Annotated in this window: 12 protein-coding genes and 2 pseudogenes; 8 read left to right on the forward strand and 6 right to left on the reverse strand. The window is 71.2% G+C overall.

Annotated elements, in window-relative coordinates; genetic code table 11:
* A complete protein-coding gene (gene xylB / locus DRB96_RS05635; protein ID WP_112447271.1) occupies window positions 1-1,431 on the reverse strand; it encodes a xylulokinase in 1,431 nt (476 codons plus the stop codon).
* 93 nt (window positions 1,432-1,524) lie between these two features.
* Between xylB and xylA the strand changes: the two genes are divergently transcribed.
* Window positions 1,525-2,697, forward strand: coding sequence for a xylose isomerase (gene xylA, locus DRB96_RS05640; RefSeq protein ID WP_112447273.1), 1,173 nt, complete (start codon window positions 1,525-1,527; stop codon window positions 2,695-2,697).
* Window positions 2,698-2,910: 213 nt separating this feature from the next.
* On the opposite strand, the gene DRB96_RS05645 is transcribed toward xylA, so the two are convergent.
* A complete protein-coding gene (locus DRB96_RS05645; RefSeq protein WP_112447275.1) occupies window positions 2,911-4,341 on the reverse strand; it encodes a non-reducing end alpha-L-arabinofuranosidase family hydrolase in 1,431 nt (476 codons plus the stop codon).
* Between the two features lie 1,190 nt (window positions 4,342-5,531).
* Between DRB96_RS05645 and chvE the strand changes: the two genes are divergently transcribed.
* From chvE to mmsB, 3 genes are all read left to right on the forward strand, one after another.
* Window positions 5,532-6,626, forward strand: coding sequence for a multiple monosaccharide ABC transporter substrate-binding protein (gene chvE, locus DRB96_RS05650; RefSeq protein ID WP_112447277.1), 1,095 nt, complete (start codon window positions 5,532-5,534; stop codon window positions 6,624-6,626).
* A gap of 102 nt (window positions 6,627-6,728) precedes the next feature.
* The gene (gene mmsA, locus DRB96_RS05655; protein ID WP_112447280.1) at window positions 6,729-8,276 is read left to right on the forward strand and encodes a multiple monosaccharide ABC transporter ATP-binding protein; all 1,548 of its coding nucleotides are present in this window, start codon (window positions 6,729-6,731) and stop codon (window positions 8,274-8,276) included.
* Window positions 8,277-8,279: 3 nt separating this feature from the next.
* On the forward strand, window positions 8,280-9,515 hold the full coding sequence (gene mmsB, locus DRB96_RS05660) for a multiple monosaccharide ABC transporter permease (protein WP_239516015.1): 1,236 nt from the start codon (window positions 8,280-8,282) through the stop codon (window positions 9,513-9,515).
* A 53-nt stretch (window positions 9,516-9,568) separates the two neighbouring features.
* On the opposite strand, the pseudogene DRB96_RS05665 reads toward mmsB, so the two are convergent.
* Window positions 9,569-9,915 (reverse strand): annotated as a pseudogene (locus DRB96_RS05665) (hypothetical protein).
* 231 nt (window positions 9,916-10,146) lie between these two features.
* Here DRB96_RS05665 and DRB96_RS05670 point away from each other — a divergent pair.
* From DRB96_RS05670 to DRB96_RS05680, 3 genes are all read left to right on the forward strand, one after another.
* On the forward strand, window positions 10,147-11,046 hold the full coding sequence (locus DRB96_RS05670; RefSeq protein ID WP_239516014.1) for an expansin EXLX1 family cellulose-binding protein: 900 nt from the start codon (window positions 10,147-10,149) through the stop codon (window positions 11,044-11,046).
* A gap of 124 nt (window positions 11,047-11,170) precedes the next feature.
* Window positions 11,171-11,704: a SigE family RNA polymerase sigma factor gene (locus tag DRB96_RS05675; protein WP_112447285.1), complete on the forward strand. Its 534-nt coding sequence runs from the start codon at window positions 11,171-11,173 to the stop codon at window positions 11,702-11,704.
* The gene (locus DRB96_RS05680; RefSeq protein WP_112447287.1) at window positions 11,701-12,501 is read left to right on the forward strand and encodes a hypothetical protein; all 801 of its coding nucleotides are present in this window, start codon (window positions 11,701-11,703) and stop codon (window positions 12,499-12,501) included. Before DRB96_RS05675 ends, DRB96_RS05680 begins: the two co-directional genes overlap by 4 nt.
* Window positions 12,502-12,569: 68 nt before the next feature.
* On the opposite strand, the gene DRB96_RS05685 is transcribed toward DRB96_RS05680, so the two are convergent.
* From DRB96_RS05685 to DRB96_RS05695, 3 genes and pseudogenes are all read right to left on the reverse strand, one after another.
* Window positions 12,570-15,116, reverse strand: coding sequence for an RICIN domain-containing protein (locus DRB96_RS05685; protein WP_239516733.1), 2,547 nt, complete (start codon window positions 15,114-15,116; stop codon window positions 12,570-12,572).
* A gap of 635 nt (window positions 15,117-15,751) precedes the next feature.
* Complete coding sequence (locus tag DRB96_RS05690) at window positions 15,752-17,818, reverse strand: SpoIIE family protein phosphatase (RefSeq protein ID WP_112447291.1); 2,067 nt, start codon at window positions 17,816-17,818, stop codon at window positions 15,752-15,754.
* Between the two features lie 106 nt (window positions 17,819-17,924).
* Window positions 17,925-18,497 (reverse strand): annotated as a pseudogene (locus DRB96_RS05695) (response regulator transcription factor); the annotation flags it as partial.
* A gap of 218 nt (window positions 18,498-18,715) precedes the next feature.
* On the opposite strand from DRB96_RS05695, the gene DRB96_RS05700 reads away from it, so the two are divergent.
* Window positions 18,716-20,275, forward strand: a complete 1,560-nt coding sequence (locus DRB96_RS05700; RefSeq protein ID WP_239517867.1) for an alpha/beta hydrolase — start codon at window positions 18,716-18,718, stop codon at window positions 20,273-20,275.
* The last annotated feature ends 25 nt before the right edge of the window (window positions 20,276-20,300 follow it).

Genomic DNA, 20,300 nt, shown 5'->3' on the forward strand with positions numbered 1-20,300 from the left:
CTATCGTTCTCCCGGCGGGACCTCCTGCAGGGCCCGCGCCCGCCGCAGCGTACTGGTGATCCGTTCGAGCGTGTCGTCGTCACGGGGTACGGGCTCCAGTACCCGGCCCTCTGCGGTCCGCCAGCGCCGGGCGACGGCGTCGGCGGGCTCACCGGTGAGCAGTGCGGCGGCCTGGGCGGCGGCCCCGAGCGCGACCAGTTCCCGGGCTTCGGGCACCTGGACCGCTCGTCCGGACAGTCGTAGGACCGTCCTCTGCCAGGCCCTGCCGCGAGCTCCGCCGCCGATCAGCAGCAGTGGTTCGTCGGGGGCGGGGCTCTCGCCTCCGGCACGCAGCACGTCGTCCAGGGCCGCGAGCAGGGCGTGGGCGGCTCCGTCGTAGGCGGCCTGGAGCAGCCGGCCCGGGGTGGTGTCGTGGCGCAGGCCGTGGACCAGGCCGGAAGCGCCCGGGAGGTCGGGGGTGCGCTCGCCGTCCAGGTAGGGAAGCACCACCACCGTGCCGCCGCTCTCGACGTCCTCGCGGTCGCGGCCGACGAGGGCGGCGAAGCGGTCGACGGCGAGGGTGCAGTTGAGCGTGCAGGCGAGCGGCAGCCAGCCGCCGAGGGCATCGGCGAAGCCGGCGACGGTTCCGCTCGGGTCGGCGGGCCGGGTCCGGCCGACGGCATAGACGGTGCCGGAGGTACCGAGGCTCAGCACCGGACGTCCGGGGGGCAGGCCCAGGCCGAGGGCGGCGGCCATGTTGTCGCCGGTCCCGGTCGCCACCAGTGCGCCCTCGCGCAGCGGCATCCCGGCCCGGACGACGCCTGCCCGGGCTCCCGGCGCCAGGACCTGCGGCAGCAGCCCGGGGTCGAGGCCGATCCGGCCGAGGACGTCCTGGTCGTAGCCGTCCGGGCCCCACCAGCCGGTTCCCGACGCGTCCCCGCGGTCCGTCACCGCCTCACCGGTCAGCCGCTCCGTCAGGAAGTCGTGGGGAAGCCGGACGGCTGCGACGCGGTCGGCGGCGGCACGCTCGTTCGTGTGCAGCCAGGCCCACTTGGCGGCCGTGAAGGCGGCCGTGGGGACGCTTCCGGTGCGGCGGGCGAGCTCTGCCGCGCCGAACGCGGCCGCGAGTTCGGCGGCCTGCGGGGCGGAGCGGACGTCGTTCCAGAGCAGTGCCGGGCGCACCGGCCGTCCGGCCGCGTCGAGGGTGACCAGGCCGTGCTGCTGGCCGGCGATCGAGCAGGCGGCGGCGCGATCGGCCCGGCCGGTGCCCGTCATGGCCTCGCCGAGCGCCCGCCACCACTGTTCGGGGTCGCTCTCGCGTCCGGCGCCCGCGCTGACGGCGTGAGCGGCGCGGCCCTCGCCCAGGACGGCGCCGGTGTCCAGGTCGACGGCGAGGGCCTTGGTGGCCTGGGTCGAGCTGTCGACACCGATCACGACACGCTGAGCAGACATGCGTTCCTCCGGTGGGGTTCCTTCTGGCGTGTCCGCATACTAATTTGTTTTTCGCCATTACAAATAGTCCTCGGCCCAGATCCGGAGCGCCTCATGACCAGCGACCCGCTCGTCCCCACCCCCGCGCACAGGTTCACCTTCGGCCTGTGGACCGTCGGCTGGCAGGGCCGGGACCCCTTCGGCGACGCCACCCGACCCGCCCTCGACCCGGTCGAGAGCGTGGAGCGGCTGGCCGGGCTCGGCGCCTACGGCGTCACGTTCCACGACGACGACCTGATCCCCTTCGGCGCCGGCGAGGCCGCCCGCGAGCAGGCGGTCAAGCGTTTTCGCACCGCACTCGACACGGCCGGGCTGAAGGTCCCGATGGCCACCACCAACCTCTTCACCCACCCGGTGTTCAAGGACGGCGCCTTCACCGCGAACGACCGGGACGTACGCCGGTACGCGCTCCGCAAGACGATCCGCAACATCGACCTGGCCGTGGAACTCGGCGCCTCGGTCTACGTCGCCTGGGGCGGCCGCGAAGGCGCGGAGTCGGGCGCGGCCAAGGACGTGCGCTCCGCCCTCGACCGACTGAAGGAGGCCTTCGACCTGCTGGGCGAGTACGTCGAGAACCAGGGATACGACCTGCGCTTCGCGATCGAACCCAAGCCCAACGAGCCGCGCGGCGACATCCTGCTGCCCACCATCGGCCACGCCCTGGCGTTCATCAACGAGCTGGAGCGGCCCGAGCGGGTCGGCCTCAACCCGGAGGTCGGCCACGAGCAGATGGCCGGGCTGAACTTCCCGCACGGCATCGCCCAGGCCCTGTGGCACGACAAGCTGTTCCACATCGACCTCAACGGCCAGACGGGCATCAAGTACGACCAGGACCTGCGCTTCGGTGCGGGCGACCTGCGCCAGGCCTTCTGGCTGGTCGACCTGCTGGAGTCGGCCGGCTACGACGGCCCCCGTCACTTCGACTTCAAGCCGCCGCGCACCGAGGACTCCGCCGGCGTCTGGGCTTCGGCGGCCGGCTGCATGCGCAACTACCTGCTCCTGGCGGAGCGCGCCCGCGCCTTCCGGACCGATCCGGAGGTCCGGGCCGCGCTCGCCGCCTCCCGGCTGCCCGAACTGGCCCTCCCCACCGCCGCGGACGGCCTGGCCGGGCTGCTGGCCGACCCGACCGCCTTCGAAGCATTCGACGTCGACGCCGCCGCCCGCCACGGCATGGCCTTCGAGCACCTGGACCAGCTCGCCCTCGAACACCTCCTCGGTGCCCGCTGAGCCGGTGTACCCAAGAGCCGGGCCGTGGCGTTCCACGGCCCGGCTCCGCTACGCCTTGGCCGCCGGTACAGGATGAGGAACCCCAGCCGATGCGCGGCTGGGGTTCCTCGGTGCGGCGAGCATCGGTCAGCAGGTGGAGTTGCCCACGCCGTAAACCGCTCGTCTACGCGTCGACGGACCGCACCCCATCGCGATCACCGCGGTTCAGGCGGGTCAGCGCTGCAGGGTGAGCAGACCCGGCCGGTACGGCAGCTTCAGGTAGTCGGTGCCCTCCGGTGTGTTGGTGGGGAGGCCCTGGTAGAGGAACTGCAGGTTGCAGGGATCGATGGTCATGGTCTGATCGGGGTTGTTGCGGACCAGGTCACCGTGGCTGACGCCCTTGGCCCAGGTGGAACCGCTGTTGGCCTGACCCGCGAAGGGGCTGCTCTCGCTGCCGGCCTGGACGGTCCACGGACCGTTCAGGCTGGAGGCGGTGAACGAGCGGAAGTAGCGGTTCGAACCCTGCGCCTCAACGATCATGAGGTACTGGTTCCGGCCCTGGACCTTGTAGACCTCCGGCGCCTCGAACAGAAGGTCCGTCGCGTCGCTCATGACCGTCGTGTACGAGGAGCCGAAGTTGCCCGGGAAGTTCCCGATCGGCATGCTCGCCCGGTAGATCTTGCCGTTGTCGGCGGCGAAGAACAGGTACATGTTCTGGTCATCGGCGATCATGGTCGGGTCGATCGGGGCGTCCCTCCGGTCCCCGGGTCCCACGGGCAGGCTGCCGGTGAACAGCGGCTGCGCGGCGGACCAGCCGTTGGGGTTGGTGGGGTCGCTGGACGTGCGGTAGTAGAGCGGCCACTGACTCCACTGGGACACCATCACCCAGACGTTCTTGGGCGCGAAGTAGAACAGTTCGGGCGCCACCGCGGGCTCGTTCATCCCGGTCTGGGTGGCCGCCCCCATGTCCGACCAGTTCGTGAAGGGACTGAACGCCGTCGAGCCCCACGCCGTTCCGCTGGAGGTGGTCGCGTAGACCAGGTGCTTGCCGTTGTACGTGGTGGTGCTGAAGTCTTTCAGCGCGAGCTGCCCGTTCGCCGGCTGCGCCAGCGGAGCCGTCGAGGTCCACCGGTAGGTCGACGGAAGAGCACACGCGTTGCTCGCCCCGGACAGGCCGGTCCACTTCTGGTTGGTGCCAGCGTGGCACGACCAGATCTGCACCCCCGTGCCGTTGGCCGTACCCCAGCCCGAGACCTCCAGGCACAGCCCGGACCGCACGCCGACGATCGTCCCGTCGGGGTTCACCCGCCACTGCTGGTTCTCACTGCCGTCGCACGTCCAGATCTGCACCGGGGTCCCGGACGTGGTGGCGCCGCCCCGGACATCCAGGCACTTGTTGCCGTACACGGTCAGCTGGCTGCTGTCCGTCAACGTCCACTGCTGGTTGATTCCACCGTGGCAGTCCCAGATGTGCACGTTTGCGCCGTCGGACTGACTGAAGCCCGCCACATCGAGACAGCGGCCGGAAGCAACACCGCGCAAGTCGCTGGTGGTGGCCGCCTGAGCCGGGCCGGCGACGAGCAGCGCCGCCAACGCCGCCAGGGCGGCAACCGCGGCGGCGAGCACCGCGGACAGGTGTCTGCGGCTGGAACTCTGTCTGCGCATTGAGATCTCCTTTGTGACCGGATGAGCCGTCACGCGGTTCAGGCAGGGGCGACCTGTCCTCGGCACCTGCGGATCCGGCTGGATCGGGCACGGCGCGTCGGAGCGGCGGCAAGGTGTGGCCCCTGGGGTGGTGGGGGACGCCGGAGCATTGTTAGCGCTAACAATTTGCAGTTCGCACATCGGCGTTGGAGGCAGGAGACCAGGGGCCTGAGCGACTGTCAAGATCTTCTGCAAGAATCCGTCGGATCACTGAAGCAGAATCAGGACGGTCAACCGCAGGGGGATTTGCTGGAGTTGAGGCCCAGCAAGTCGGCCTCAACCCGTAGCGGCACGGCACTGCCCACCTGAAGTCAAGCGACCCTGCCCGCGCACGATTCCCTCCGCCGGCTCGTCGTCACACTGTTCCCGCAGACGACCTCGCCGAGGTTGCCTTACAAGGCGATCGAGTCGCGAATCCCCATGGGCGGTCGAGTCGTCGCGGGGCTCCGGGCGGCCAAGTTGCCTAAGCCATACCAACCGCAACAGGCAACGAGCCATACCCAGAGCCCCTGGGCTCCGGCGGTCCTACGAATGAGCGGTCCGAACCCGCAGTAAAAACGTAAGACCAGGCAACCAACCCCGGGCGCCCAGGTCGCGTACGCCGCGGCGGCCGAGACCGAGCAGCAAGTACCGTGCCTGGTAGCCGCCTCAGGCCCCGGATCTGTTCTCCACCGCAGCCATGGGACCCTCAGCCGGCTGCTGGATCCGACCGCGACGTGCGGCACGGAACCGACATGCCGGGCGGGGCGGGCCCCGCGAAACCCCGTCACACTCCCGTCCTCGAGCAGACGAACGGCCGACGGTAGGCTGGCGGGTGCCCAGAACCAAGATCCGGTCCACTCGTGGATACGCCTCACCCCAGCCGCAGAAGCCGCCGCTTGCGGTCAGCCCGCCCCGGACGTGCTCGATGGGCGGTCGCATCGCGGAGAACGGCGATCCCCCGCAACTTCGTTGCCCCAACGGCGATCCGAACAGACCCTTGACGGCACACTTGTGAGCGTTAACACTCAGGTATCGCCAGGCCGGAGCCGCCGCGAACCCGGACTTCACACAGTGCGAGGAGACGACTCCCGGCCGGCCCCGCTCGACCGCTTCCGGCTTCTCCCAACCGGGTCGCACCGTGCCGGTCGCGGAACATCACTGGAGGAACTGTGCGGAAGCTTTCAGCGGGCCTTGTCACCCTGGGTCTGACGCTGTCGCTGGCAGCCTGCGGCCAGAGCGCCAACGGAGCAGGCGAGGGTGGGGCCGGCGGGGAGGTCAAAGGCGGCCTCGTCGGCATCGCGATGCCGACCAAGTCGTCGGAGCGCTGGATCAACGACGGCAACAACATGGTCAAGGAGTTCCAGGCCAAGGGTTACAAGACCGATCTCCAGTACGGCGACAACGTCGTGGAGAACCAGGTCTCCCAGGTGGAGAACATGATCACCAAGGGCGCCAAGCTGCTGGTGATCGCCGCCATCGACGGTTCCTCGCTCACCAACGTGCTGCAGAAGGCCGCCGACGCCCACATCCCCGTCATCTCCTACGACCGGCTGATCCGCGGCACCGGGAACGTCGACTACTACGCGACCTTCGACAACCACAAGGTCGGCGTCCTCCAGGGCAGTTACATCGTCGACAAGCTCGGCCTCAAGGACGGCAAGGGCCCGTTCAACATCGAGCTGTTCGCCGGCTCGCCGGACGACAACAACGCCACGTTCTTCTTCAACGGTGCGATGAGCGTCCTCAAGCCGTACATCGACGACAAGAAGCTGGTCGTGCAGAGCGGCCAGACCTCCTTCAACCAGATCGCCACGCTGCGCTGGGACGGCGGCCTCGCCCAGTCCCGGATGGACAACCTGCTGAGCAAGTCGTACACCGCCGCCCGCGTCGACGCCGTGCTCTCGCCGTACGACGGCATCTCGATCGGCATCATCTCCTCGCTCAAGGGCGTCGGCTACGGTGCCGGCCAGCCCATTCCCGTCGTCACGGGCCAGGACGGCGAGCTGGCCTCGGTGAAGTCGATCATCGCGGGCGAGCAGACCCAGACCGTCTACAAGGACACCCGCCAACTGGCCAAGTCCGCAGTCCAGATGGGCGACGCGCTGCTGACGGGCGGCAAGCCCGAGGTCAACGACACCGGCCAGTACAACAACGGCGTCAAGACCGTACCGGCGCAGCTGCTCCAGCCGGTCAGCGTCGACAAGGAGAACTACCAGAAGGTCCTGGTGGACAGCGGCCAGTACACCGCGGACCAGCTCAAGTAGCCCACGGAGCCCGACCGACGGGTCCGGCGACGACGAAACGGCGGTGCGACGCCCACGGGACCGCCCGGCGCCGCACCGCCCCGATGATACGGATGCACAACCATGGCCCGACCCGTTCTCGAGATGCGGTCAATCAGCAAGACGTTTCCCGGTGTGAAGGCCCTCTCCGAAGTCAACCTCACCGTCACCGCGGGTGAGGTGCACGCCGTCTGCGGTGAGAACGGCGCCGGCAAGTCCACGCTGATGAAGGTACTCAGCGGGGTCCACCCCCATGGCGGCTACCAGGGCGAGATCTACTTCGAGGGCGAGCCCTGCCGCTTCAAGGACATCCGGGCCAGCGAGCAGCGCGGCATCGTGATCATCCACCAGGAACTCGCGCTGGTGCCCTACCTGTCCATCGCCGAGAACATCTTCCTCGGCAACGAGCACGCCACCCGGGGCGTCATCAGCTGGCACAAGACGCTGACCCACGCCGCCGCACTGATCCGGCAGGTCGGACTCGACGAGAGCCCGCACACCAGGATCGCCGATCTCGGCGTGGGCAAACAGCAGTTGGTCGAGATCGCCAAGGCGCTCGCCAAGAAGGTCAAACTGCTCATCCTGGACGAGCCGACGGCCGCCCTGAACGACGAGGACAGCCGCAAGCTGCTCGACCTGATCCTCGAACTCAAGGCGCAGGGCATCTCCTGCATCCTCATCTCGCACAAGCTGAACGAAATCGCCCGGGTCGCCGATGCCGTCACCATCCTGCGCGACGGGCGGACCATCGAGACGATCGCGATCGGTCCCGAGGGCATCTCCGAGGAGCGGATCATCCGCGGCATGGTCGGCCGCGACCTGGAACACCGCTACCCCGAGCGCGCCTCCGAGATCGGCGAGGTCGCCTTCGAGATCGAGGACTGGAGCGTCCAACACCCGATCGACCACCGGCGCAAGGTGGTCGACGGCGTCTCGCTCAACGTCCGTCGAGGCGAGATCGTCGGCATCGCCGGCCTCATGGGCGCCGGCCGCACCGAACTGGCCATGAGCGTCTTCGGCCGCTCGTACGGGCGATGGACCGGCGGCCGGGTGCGGCTGGACGGCCGGGAGATCCGTACCCGGACGGTGCCGGAGGCGATCGGGCACGGCATCGCATACGTGACCGAGGACCGCAAGCAGCTCGGCCTCAACCTGGGCGACGACATCAGCCGGAACATCTCTCTGAGCGCCCTCGGCAAGGTCGCCCGGCGGGGCTGGGTCGACCGGCACGAGGAGGCGAGGGTCGCCGAATCGTTCCGGCGGACCATGAACATCAAGGCCCCCTCGGTGTTCGCGGAGACCGGCAAACTCAGCGGCGGCAACCAGCAGAAGGTCGTCCTCAGCAAGTGGATCTTCGCCGAGCCGGACGTGCTGATACTCGACGAACCCACCCGGGGCATCGACATCGGCGCCAAGGCGGAGATCTACACCGTCATCGCCGAACTCGCCGCCCAGGGCAAGGCGGTGCTCGTCATCTCCTCCGAACTCCCCGAACTCCTGGGCATGTGCGACCGGATCTACACCATGGCCGCAGGCCGGATCACCGGTGAGGTCAACCGCGCGGACGCCACCCAGGAATCCCTCATGCGGCTCATGACCATGAGCGCGGCATACCCCGACAAGCAGGTGTGAGGCATGGCCCAGACCAAGACCACCCCAGACACCACGCCCCGCACACCGGAGACCGGCCGACGACCGTCGGCCGGTGCCGTACTGGCCCGAGCGCTGCGCGGCAACCTGCGCCAGTACGGGATGCTGCTCGCGCTGGCGCTGATCGTGCTGTTGTTCCAGTTCTGGACGGGCGGCATCCTGCTCCAGCCGCTCAACATCACCAATCTGATCCAGCAGAACGGCTACATCCTCATCCTGGCCATCGGCATGATGATCGTGATCATCGCCGGGCACATCGACCTGTCGGTCGGGTCGCTCGCCGCCTTCGTCGGGGCGGCCGCGGCGGTGATGATGGTCAAACACCACGCGCCGTGGCCCGTGGCGCTGGTGGCCGCGCTGCTGATCGGGGCTCTCGCCGGAGCCTGGCAAGGGTTCTGGATCGCCTATCTCGGGATCCCCTCGTTCATCGTCACGCTGGCCGGCATGCTGCTGTTCCGCGGTGGGACCCAGATCCTCCTTCAGGGCCAGTCGGTGGCGCCGTTCCCCAAGGGCTTCCAGAACATCAGCAGCGGCTTCCTCCCCGTGGTCGGCCCCCACACCAACTACCACAACCTCACCCTGCTACTGGGCTTCGTGGTGCTGGCCGTCGCGATCCTGCAGGAGGTGCGCGGACGGCGGCGGGCCGCCTCGTACGGGCTGGAACCGCTCCCGGCCGGTCTGTTCCTGGTGAAGCTCGGCGCGATCACCGCGGCCGTGGTGGCCTTCACGCTGCTGCTGGCCAGCTACCACGGGGTGCCGATCGTTCTGCTGATCCTCGGCGTCCTGCTGGTCGGCTTCGGATACGTGATGCGCAACTCGATCCTCGGCCGGCACACCTACGCCATCGGCGGAAACGAGGCGGCGGCGAGGCTGTCCGGGGTGAAGAGCAAGCGGGTCGTCTTCCTGGCCTTCGTGAACATGGGCGTCCTCGCGGCCCTGGCCGGGATGGTCTTCGCCGCGCGGCTCAACGCAGGTACGCCGCAGGCCGGCATCAACTTCGAGCTGGAGGCGATCGCCGCCGCCTTCATCGGCGGCGCCTCCGCGAGCGGCGGTGTGGGAACCGTCATCGGCGCGCTCACCGGCGGTCTGGTGCTGGGCGTACTGAACAACGGCATGTCGCTGGTCGGCGTGGGCACGGACTACCAGCAGGTGATCAAGGGCCTGGTACTGCTCGCGGCCGTCGGCTTCGACGTCTACAACAAGCGCAAGGCCGGAGGCTGACCCTGCCCCTCCTCGGCTCGGCGCCGCCGCCCGCAGGAGGAGGGACCACTCGCCTACCGGGAGCCCGCCTCCTGCGGCTCCGCTCGCGCGTCGACGATCCGCTCGAAGAAGAACTCGTGCTTGAGGAAGGAGACGTCGTACTCATGACCCGGGTACGGCGGGATCAGCTGAGCGGCTGGATCAGCCGCCAGCCCGCCCGGAGCGCCGCCACCCCCGACTCGTACGGCGGCTCGTCGCCGTCGCCCGTGGTCGGCGAGGTGCGGCCCGTGCCGTCGTACCGCGACCAGCCCACGACATGGGAGTCCGGCGCCGAGGTGGCCAAGTAGAGGACCAGCACCTGCTGCCGCAGCACCGGCGCGGCGCCTTGCGCCCGCTCGGGGAGAATCGCTCCGGTCGTCATGCCTGTGCCGTCCAGCCCATTTCCCGGACTCCCTCGCTCAGTGAGCGGACCGATACGGGACACCGCTGCCCGACCGCCCTGAACGACCCGCCGCGCGCCCGCTTCCTACCGTCGGCAACCTTTTCGCGTCCTGCGGCGACCAGGCAGTGCACCTCGACTCGGATCTTCGAACGGACGGACATGCAGACTGCACGGCAGGCCGCGCGGCAGCGCAGGCGTAGACACAGGCTGATGCTGGGGACGGCAGTGATACTGACCGTCGCGGGCGTCCTCATCTGCCTGGTGACGGCCATGCTCCCCGGCCCCAAGGCCGGGGCCGGGGCGCCGGCCGACATGGCCGCCCCCGCCGCCACCCTGGCGGGAACCACGCCCTCGGCCCCGACGAGCCCCACGCCCCCGGCGGATAGCTCGCATGCCGCGGCGACCCCGAGCACGGCCGTCGCAGCGACCACCGCGGCGACGCCACCGCCTTCGGCTAAGGAGGCCCCACCGGCGGCGTCCACCCCGGCACCGTCGGCGGGACGCATCCAGCCCGAGACCACCTACAAGGCCGTCGCCACCGCCTACGCCGCCGCCGACGGCAACGGCGCCTGCCTGTTCGGCCCGAGCGACGACCTCATGATCGCGGCGATGAACACCACCGACTACGAGTCGTCCAGGGCCTGTGGCGCGTACGTGCGCGTCCGCGCCGCGAACGGCGCCTCGATCACGGTCCGGATCACCAACGAATGCCCGCTCCCCTGCGCGCCCGGACAACTGGACCTCAGCGAACAGGCCTTCGCGAAACTGGCCGAGCTCAAGGTCGGCCGCATCCCGATCACCTGGAGCCTGGTGAGCCCCCGCACGTCCGACACCCTCTCCCTCCGGTACAAGACCGGGTCCAGCGCCCACTGGTGCGGCATCCAGGTGATCGACCACCGGAATCCGGTCGCACGGCTGGAGGTACGCACCGGCAAGGGCTGGCGGAAGCTGCCCCGTACCGACTACAACTACTTCCTCTCCGCCGACGGCGGTGGGTGCGGCGGCGCGATGAGGATCACCGACATCTACGGAGAGCAGTTGACGGTCGACGGGACCGCGCTGCTGCCGAACGTCGCACAACCGACCAGGGTCCAGTTCGCCGCGCACTGAGACTCACCGCGGCGGGGGGCGGAGCCGGGGCACGCCGCATCGGCGCGCCCCGGCCAACCGGGCACTGGTACGCTGCCGCCCGGATGTTAGCGCACACATTTTGCGGAGGGGACGACCACCGGACATGGTCCTCGATGACGCGTCCGCGGAGTTCCACGACTTCTTCGAACGCCACTACGCCGAACTCGCCCGGTTCGCCCGTCTCCTGACGGGCGAGGCGGACGGCGCCGACGATCTGGCCGCGGACGCCCTGCTCGCGCTGTGGCAGCGCTGGGACCGGCTGCGCCAGGCCGAGTACCCGCTCGCCTACGCCCGTGGCGTGGTCGCCAACCTGGCACGGTCGCGGATCCGCAGCACGGTGCGCGAGCGCCGCCGGATCGCCCTGTTCTGGTCCCGCGGTGCGGAGCCGTTGCACGGTCCGGACGTGGCCGGCGTGGTGGACGTGCGGACCGCTCTCGCCCGGTTGCCGTTCCGGAAGCGGTCGTGCGTGGTCCTGCGGCATGCCTTCGACCTGTCCGAGAAGGACACCGCTCTGGCGCTCGGAATATCGGTCGGTACGGTGAAGAGCCAGACCTCGAAGGGAATGGCCGAGCTGGAACGGATGCTGGGCAGCACAGGAGCAGCCGGGGAACTGTTGGCGGGGAGGAGGAGCCGTTGAACGAGGAACTCACCAGGCGGCTGCGCGCGGCCGCCGAGGCCCACCAGCCCGACCGTGCCCGGATCCTGGCACGCGTGGAACGCGGCATGTCCGGTGCCCCCGTCCGCCACCGCGAGTCTTCGGGCGCGAGGCCCTGGCCCAGGATCGCACTCGCTTCCCTGGCCGCGGCCGGCACTCTGGCGGTCGGCGGCTTCGCCGTCGCCGCCATCGTCCAGTCGCCGCCGGCCCGGCCGGATGTCTCGGCCACCCCCGCCGCGCCCTCCGTGCCGTCCGGGACTCCCCGGCCGACACCATCGGCGCCCGCCACCGGCCGCCCGACCACGCCGGACCGTTCGTCCCCGACGGACCCCAGCCCTTCGGCGTCAGGCGCCGCGGGCTCTGCCCGGCCTGGCAGCGCACACGTCCAGGACGGGCCTCTGTCGTCGGCCGGCTCCTTGGGCGCGAACAGCAACAGCTTCTGGGCGCAGAGCAACATCACCCTCAAGTCCACCCAGCCGCTCACCGCACTCACCGTGGAACTGCGCATCACGCAGACCGGCGCAGTGCAGAGCACCGGCAGCTGGCGGACGCTGCCCGCCGAGGATTTCACCGTCACCGTGCAGAACGAGGGCGGAGCAGTGGTCTACCGCTGGATCCTCAAGCCGGGCCGCACGGTACCGGCCGGACAGCATGTCTTCGCCGGCCAGTACAACCACGCCGCCGGCGCACGCGAGGTCGAGCACGACGGCTACCGCGTCGACGCCGGCGGTCCCCGCGGCGCCCTCTCGGTCTGGGGCGGCTTCACCCCGGCACGATGAGGCCGTGCCGCTTCCCCGGCCCGTGGGTGGCACGGCGCTGAGCGCCGTACGCCCACGGGCCGGGAGGATCAGGACAGGTCGCCGTACACCACGCCACGGCCGTAGCCGCCCAGGTAGACCCGCCCGTACACGTCGGGGTCGCCACTGATGACGCTGATGGCGCTGCCACCGAACTGGTGCTGGTCGTCGTTGATCCGGACCCAGGCCGAGCCGCCGTCGGTTGAACGGAACAGCCCGGTGACGCCCTTCACCTTCCCGCTGAGGTAGAGCGCCTGGTACCGGGCACCCGGGGCCGGCTTGCCGAAGCCGACGCCGCTCGCCTGCTCCACGCCGCCGAGCTTGCCGAAGCTCTTCCCCCCGTTGGTGGAGTGCAGGAGTCCATTGCCCCCGCCGGCGATCCACAGGTCACCTGCGATGCCCGGAACCGCCTTGAGCTGCCCGCTGCCCAGACCGGTGGCCCGGGCGGTGAAGTTCTTTCCGCCGTCGGTGCTGGCGTACAAGGTGCCGCCGCTGAGGGCGTAGAAGGTGTTCGCCGCCGAACGGTCGGCCACCACGGCCGTGTTCTCGGGCAGACCGGAGGCCGCCGTCCAGGCCGAGCCGCGGTTGGTCGAGGAGTACGGAACCTGCCCATCAGGGGCCCACACCACGGCGACGCCGTCCGCCGAGACGGCCACGGAACCGCCGCCCGCGTCGCGCACCGGCGCCGTGGCGAACGGCGCCCAGTCGGCTCCGCCGTCGGCCGAGTAGGCGCCGTGCTGCTCGCCACCGAGACCGACCCGCACCATGAACCGCGGCTTCGACTGGGCGAAGTCGATACCCGTGGTGTTGGTGAACAGCGGCCCGGACAGCGCCTTGGCGGGCACCTTGGTGAGGTCCTCGTGCCGGAAGCCGCTGACATCGCCGAGCGCACTGATCAGGGGAAGACCAGGGGGCTTGATCAGCCCGAGCGTCGCGGTCTCCTCCAACCCCTTCGCCGGGATGGTCCAGTGCGTCGCCCGCCCGCTGTCCGCCGCGGTCACGTCGTGGCTACCCCACATCCCCGATCCCGTGCCGTACAGCACGTGCCCGGAATCGAAGGGGTCGATGGCCAGGGCGCCCATCCAGTGACCGATGCCGGTGCCCACGTACGGCGCTGCGGAGCTGTCCCGGACCGAGGTCGCGCCGAGCGCCTTCCAGGAGGTGCCGCCGTCGGCCGACCGGTAGATCTCGTCCGAGGGCCACCAGCGGTCCAGCGTGGTGACCATCACCGTGGACGGGCGCTGCGGATCGACCGCCAGGCCGGCGAACCCGTAGCCGCCACTGGACGGCGAGATGTTCTTCCAGCCCCCGGTGGACGGCGTGTGCTTCCACACCGAACCGGCCGTCACGCCGTTCGGGCCCGGCGCGTTGGTGTACGTCAGGTACAGCGAGCCGTCGCCGGACAGCACACCGTGCTGCGGCAGCAGCCCCTTCGGCTGGCCGGGCACGGCCTGCCAGGTGCTGCCACCGTCGGTGGAGCGGTACAGCGAGGTGGTCTTGTCGGCCACCCCGACGTAGATCGTCCGGCTGCCGGACGGGCCGAAGGTCACGAAGGAGAGGCCGACGCCGCTGCTCGCACCGTTCTTCACGGGGAAGCTGCCGACCTGGCTCCACGTCACGCCGTAGTCGGTGCTGCGCCAGAGCCCGTTCTTGCGGGTACCCAGGTAGAGCGTGCCGTGATCGGACGGGTCCACCACCAGCCGCTCGCCCATGGACCGGCCGTCCTCGTTGCCGCCCAGTTTGAACGGCAGATCGGTGCGCTGGAACGTCCTGCCCTGGTCCCTGGAGCGCAGGATCGCGCCGTTGCCCGCCCAGTCGTTGGTGTAGGTGCCGCTCGCGAGGTACAGGCGGTTCGGGTCGACCGGGTCGGTCGCCAGACTCTCGATTCCCAGCAGGTTCCAGTCGGCTCCGCCGATCCAGTCGGTCAAGGAGGTCCACCGGGCGGCGGTCGCGTCCCAGCGGTAGGCGCCGCCGATGTCGGTCCGTGCGTACAGCAGGTCCTTGCGGGCGGGGTTGAAGACCAGCCCGGTGACGAACCCGCCACCGACGATCTGCGCGTTGTGCCAGGTGTACCTGCCCGAGCCGCCCGCCTTCACCAGCTTCCACCGCTGGTTGGTGCCCCCATGGTCCGCGTACTGGATGAGCGGCACGCCGTCGCCGCTGGAGCCGCCCCACACGTCCAGCACCATGCCGCTGCTCCGCGAGACGATCTTCACCGCCGCACCGCCGGCCTTCTCGATCTTCCACTGCTGCGCGGCCTCGCCGTGGCCGGACTGCTGCTCGATGGCGGCCGCCGACTGTATGGAGGCACCCCGCACACCGAGGACCTTCTTGCTGCTGCGGTTCTCCAGCTCGTAGTAGCCGTCCCCCGTCGGCCTCAGCCGCCAGTGCTGACTCGCGGCACCGGCCACGCGGCTCTGCTGCCGTGTCCAGGCGCCGTCCGACGTGTCCGCGCCGGGCACGTCCAGCACCTTGTCGCTGCGCACGGACACCACCTCGTAATAGGCGTCGGAATCCAACGTCGCGGCCTTCGAGTCGGCCTGCACGAACAGCAGGTAGGGGCCGAGCACACCGGGCACGCCCAGCGCCAGACCCATCGTCGTCCAGCGCCGGCGGTGGCGTCCACGCGTACGTCGCGCGCCACCGGCCGCGCGCGTGCGCCGACCGCGACCGTGCGCGGTGGGATCCGTCTCGTTCATGGGGGGCTCCTCGCTCCGAGCCTGCCTCGCACACCGGTTCTGGTCAGCGGTGCGCAGCAGCATGCGGCGGTGTGATCGGACGATCCGTGGGTGTGATCGTCTTCGGGTCGCCCGTCAGTCGCCACAGCTCCGCAAAAGGTTGCCGCCCGCCGAACCGACGGCAGGCCAGGGCGATCTTCCGCAGGGCCGGCAGCAGTGGCGTCGGCCTTCAACACGCATCTCAAAGCGGAACGGGTGGGCAGGACAGGGCAGGGGAAGGGACCACCGGACGGTGATCATCTGGATCACCTGCGGGTTCTTCGGTTCATCGGGCAGCCACGAGCAACCGGCGGACCAAGGTCGCGGGCCAGGTACGGGGCTACCGCCAGAAGCCGGGTCGCGGTGTTCGGTGCGGTGCCTCTCCCCCAGCTACCGCCGGGAGGGGCCCCCGGGCGGAGGGCCGCCGCTTGTACTGGACGTACTTCGGTGGTCCGACAACGCGGCGAGGTGCCGTGCCGGGCGCCGCGACCCGGTGAACCTTTCCGGTCACGGCACTAGCCGCCGATGCGGGCTACCAGGAGGGCTACGTCGTCGTCGGCCGCCGCCGGGACGAGGTGGGTGATCAGCGAGTCGCACACGTGGTCCAGGTGCCGCTGGGGATCTCCGAGCAGGCGCGTCAGCTCCGCGAGCCGCTCGTCGAGGTCGCTGCCGCGGGCTTCGATCAGTCCGTCGGTGTAGAGCACGAGGAGGCTGCCGGGGGGTACGTCGAACTCGGCGGGGGTGAAGGCGACGCCCCCGACGCCCAGGGGGACTCCGGGCGGGGTGTCCAGGAGCCGGACCCTGCCGTCGGGCAGGACGAGCGCGGGCGGCGGGTGGCCGGCCCGGGTGACCGTGCAGTGCCCGGTGGCCGGGTCGCAGACCACGTACAGGAACGTGGCCAGCATCGGCTCGGCGAGGTCGCCGAGGACGTCTTCCAGCTGGTGCAGCAGCCGTACGGGAGGCAGGTCGAGGCGTGCGAGGGCCCGTACGGAGGCGGCCAGCCGGCCCATGACCGCGGCCGCGGCGATGCCGTGCCCCATGACGTCGCCGATGAGCAGGGCCGCCTTGCCGCCGGCCAGGGGCAGGACGTCGTACCAGTCGCCGCCGACCTCGTTCACATCGCTCGCGGGGAGGTAGCGGTGACTGACCGCGATGCCGGGCGGCGCGGTGACGTGCTGCGGGAGCATGCTGCGCTGGAGGATGACCGCGGTCTCGTGCTCGCGGTGGTAGAGCCGGGCGTTGTCGATGCTGAGCGCGGCGCGGGCGGCGAGCTCGCCGGCGAGGGTGACGTCCTCGGCTCCGAAGGGCCCGATCGGGCGGGTGCGGTAGAAGGTGGCGACGCCGATCACCGTCTCCCGGGCCACCAGCGGTGCCATGGCGAACGAGTGCACTCCCAGCTCGACCAGTTGGCTGGGTTTGGCCGAGTGCCGGGCGGCGGAGGCGGCGGTCTCCTCGTCGAGGCGGGCGATCAGGAAGGGCTGCCGGGCGGCGAGGACCTGGGTGTAGGGGGCGTTGGCGGGGAAGACGAGCGTCCTGCCGAGGGGGGCGAGGACGTCGGTCACCGCGGATCCGGACAGCGGGGCCTTGCCGAGGCGCCGCAGGGCGGCCCCGCCGGTCAGCCCCATGCCGGGCTCGTCCCCGTTGGCCAGCACGTCCAGGACGTCCACGGTGACGGCGTCGGCGAGGCGCGGTACGGCGAGATCGGCGAGCTCCTGAGCGGTGCGCTCCAGGTCGAGGCTGGAGCCGACGCGCATGCTGGCCTCGCTGAGCAGGGCGAGCCTGCTCCGTCCCGCTTCGGCTTCGACGTGGTCGCGCTGCTGCTCGGTGATGTCGACGAGGGAGGCGATGACGCCGATGGCCATGCGGGCGGGATCCTCCACCCGGACGTAGGAGCATGACCACACCCGGTCGTGGTCCGGTTCGGCCGGTGTGCGTCCGACCCGGCGGCGGTCGAGGACCGGCCGGCCGGTCTCCAGCACCTCCAGCATGGCCTCCTCCATCTCGCGGGCGTTCACCTCCGGGAGGATCTGGGCCAGCCTGCGTCCCACGTGCGCCGATTCCGGCAGCCCGTTCATGGCTTCGAGTGCGGCGTTGACCTGCAGGAACCTCAGCTGTGTGTCGAGGATGGCGATGCCGACCGGGGAGCGGGCGAACAGGCCGTCCCACACCGCCGAGGATCCCCGGATGCGCCGGGCGGCGTGGGCGTCGGCGGCGAAGACCAGGACCGAGGCCGTGCCGTGCCGGCGGTCGGACACCGGGGAGGCCCAGATCTCCACCTCCAGCGGGTGCCCGTCGCGGTGCCAGGCGGTCACGGTGCCCATCACGCCCCGGCCGGTGGCCGCGGCTTCCCACAGGGAGCGGCCCAGGCTGCGGTCGGATCCGGGGTGGAGGAGGTCGGCGATGTTGTGGCCCAGCATCTGCGGCGGGGCGTATCCGAGCAGTTCCTGCGCGACCTGGTTCCAGCGCACGATGGTTCCGTCGGCGCCGGTGGCCATCAGCGCGACCGGCAGGGAGCCCAGCCATCCGCCGGCGGCCTGCGCGGCCCCGCTGATCAGCTCCTCTACCGGGACGTGCCCGTTCATCCGGCACCGTCCCGGAACCGTGTCTCCACGCAACCATCGTCTGCCGGTCCGCGCGGCGCCGCCTCCCCACACCACCGGCGGGGCGCTTCCCCGGGCGGGGCGGGCCTCAGCGCGGGGGTGCGACCAGGCCGGCCTCGTAGGCGAGGATGACCAGCTGGACCCGGTCGCGCGCGTCGAGCTTGGTGAAGAGGCGGGCCAGGTGGGCCTTGGCGGTGGCCACGGATATGGAGAGCCGGGCGGCGATCTCGGCGTTGGACAGGCCGCGGCCGACGAGGGTGAGGACCTCGCGCTCCCGGTCGGTGACGGCGTCGGCCACCGATCGGCGGGCGGAGGAATCCGGGCGGGCTGAGGGTCCGGCGGGTTCCGGGCGGGCGGCGAACTCCTCGATGAGGCGGCGGGTGACGCTCGGCGCGATCAGGGCGTCACCGGCGGCGACGACCCGGACACCGTCGATGATCGTCTCCAGCGGCATGTCCTTGACGAGGAAGCCGCTCGCCCCGGCGCGCAGCGCGCCGTAGACGTACTCGTCGTCGTCGAAGGTGGTGAGGACCAGGACGCGGGTCCGCGACTCCGGATCCGCGTGGATCCGGCGGGTGGCCTCGATGCCGTCCGTACCGGGCATGCGGATGTCCATGATGGCGACGTCCGGGCGCAGCCGCCGGACCAGTTCCACCGCCTGCACTTTATCCACCTCTGACCATGTGCCGCTCGCTGTGATGCTGACGGGCCTCTTCATGTTTGCCGGGGCGGATGCGGACGCCGGCTGCCGCTCCGCGGCCACCGGGCCCGACCGGCCCCGAGCTTTCGTACACCGCCCACGTGCCCCGGAACCAGTTGGCCCGGCAGCCCTCACCCACCCTCACGCCCCTGACACAGACGACAGCCACGGCCGGGCCGTTGCGCGGCATCACCAGCGCGAACCACCGCGCGGCCCCGGGCAGCCCCCTCGCGGGGCGCGGGCTGGACTTCGGGCCCTGCGCGGTCGTCGAGGGTCTCGCTCCGGACGTGCGGTGCGCCACGCTCCGGGTGCCCCTCGACTACGCGCGGCCCGACGGAGCGCAGATCGGCATCACGGTCAGCCGGGTCGGCGCCACCGGGGCCGGCGGCGCCGTGCGGCAGGGCGCGCTCGTGTACAACCCCGGCGGGCCCGGCGGGAACGGCATGTTCTTCCCGCTCGTGGCCGGCCTGCCCGAGTGGCGGCGCGTGGCCGCCGCCTACGACCTCGTCGGTTACGCCCCGCGCGGGGTCGGCCGCTCGGGGCCCCCGGTGTCCTGCCAGGACCCGGCGGACCACGCGCGCGCCCCCTCCCAGGCCCCGCCCGCCGAACCGGACCCCGCGTACAAGCGGCGGCGCGTCGCCGAGGCCCGGGAGTACGCCCGGGGCTGCGCGCGCCGCACCGGCGCCGGCCTCGCGTCCTACACGACCCTGAACAACGTCCGCGACCTGCACGTGCTGCGGGCCGCCCTCGGCGAGCCGAAGCTGAGCTTCATGGGGGCCTCGTACGGCACGTACCTGGGGGCGGTGTACGCCACGCTCCATCCGGGCCACGTCCGCCGGATGGTCTTCGACTCGGCCGTCGATCCCGATCCCCGGCGCGTCTGGTACGCCGACAACCTCGCCCAGGCGCCCGGCTTCGAGCGCCGCTGGGCCGATTTCCGCGCCTGGGCGGCCCGCCACCACTCCGTGTACGGGCTGGGCGGCACCCCGGGCGCCGTGCAGGCCTCCTACGACCGGGTCCGGGCCGCGCTCGCCCGCGAGCCGGCGGGCGGGGTGGTCGGCACCGGGCAGCTGCACTCGGCGTACCTGCGGGCCGCGTACTACGACGAGGTCTGGCCGGGCCGCGCGGCGGCGCTGGCGGCCTTCCTGCGCGGCGATCCGGGCCCGCTCGTCGAGCTCGCCGCCCCGGATCCGGCGATGGCCGCCGAGGACGAGAACGCGACCGCCGTGTACACGGCGACGCTGTGCAACGACGCCCCCTGGCCCGCCGACTGGGAGACCTGGGACCGCGACAACACGGAACTGGCCCGCACGGCCCCCTTCGAGACCTGGACCAACGCCTTCCTGAACCTGCCCTGCGCCTTCTGGCCGGTGCGCGAGCGGCAGCGGCCGGTCGACGTGGGCGCTCGGCCGGCCGGGGCGGCCGGGGTGCTGCCCGGCACGCTGGTCGTCGCGGCGGAGCGGGACGGCGCGACCCCGTACGCGGGGGCGCTGGAGCTCCGGCGGCGGCTCGGGCCGCGGGCGGGGCTGGTGACGGAGGAGGGGGCCGGCACCCACGGGGTGGTCGGCGGACGCAACGACTGCGTGGACGCCCACGTGGAGCGGTACTTGCTGACGGGTGACACCTCGGGCGGGGATGCCACCTGTGCGCCGCATCCGGAGCCCGCACCGGTGTCGCTGGACGACCGGGCAGCGTCCGCCCAGGGGCACCCCAGGGCACTGCTGCCGCCAGTCGTCTGAACTTCCGGGCGGGATCTCCGGCTGC

The sequence above is a fragment of the Streptomyces sp. ICC1 genome, from assembly GCF_003287935.1.
GTDB lineage: Bacteria > Actinomycetota > Actinomycetes > Streptomycetales > Streptomycetaceae > Streptomyces > Streptomyces tritrimontium.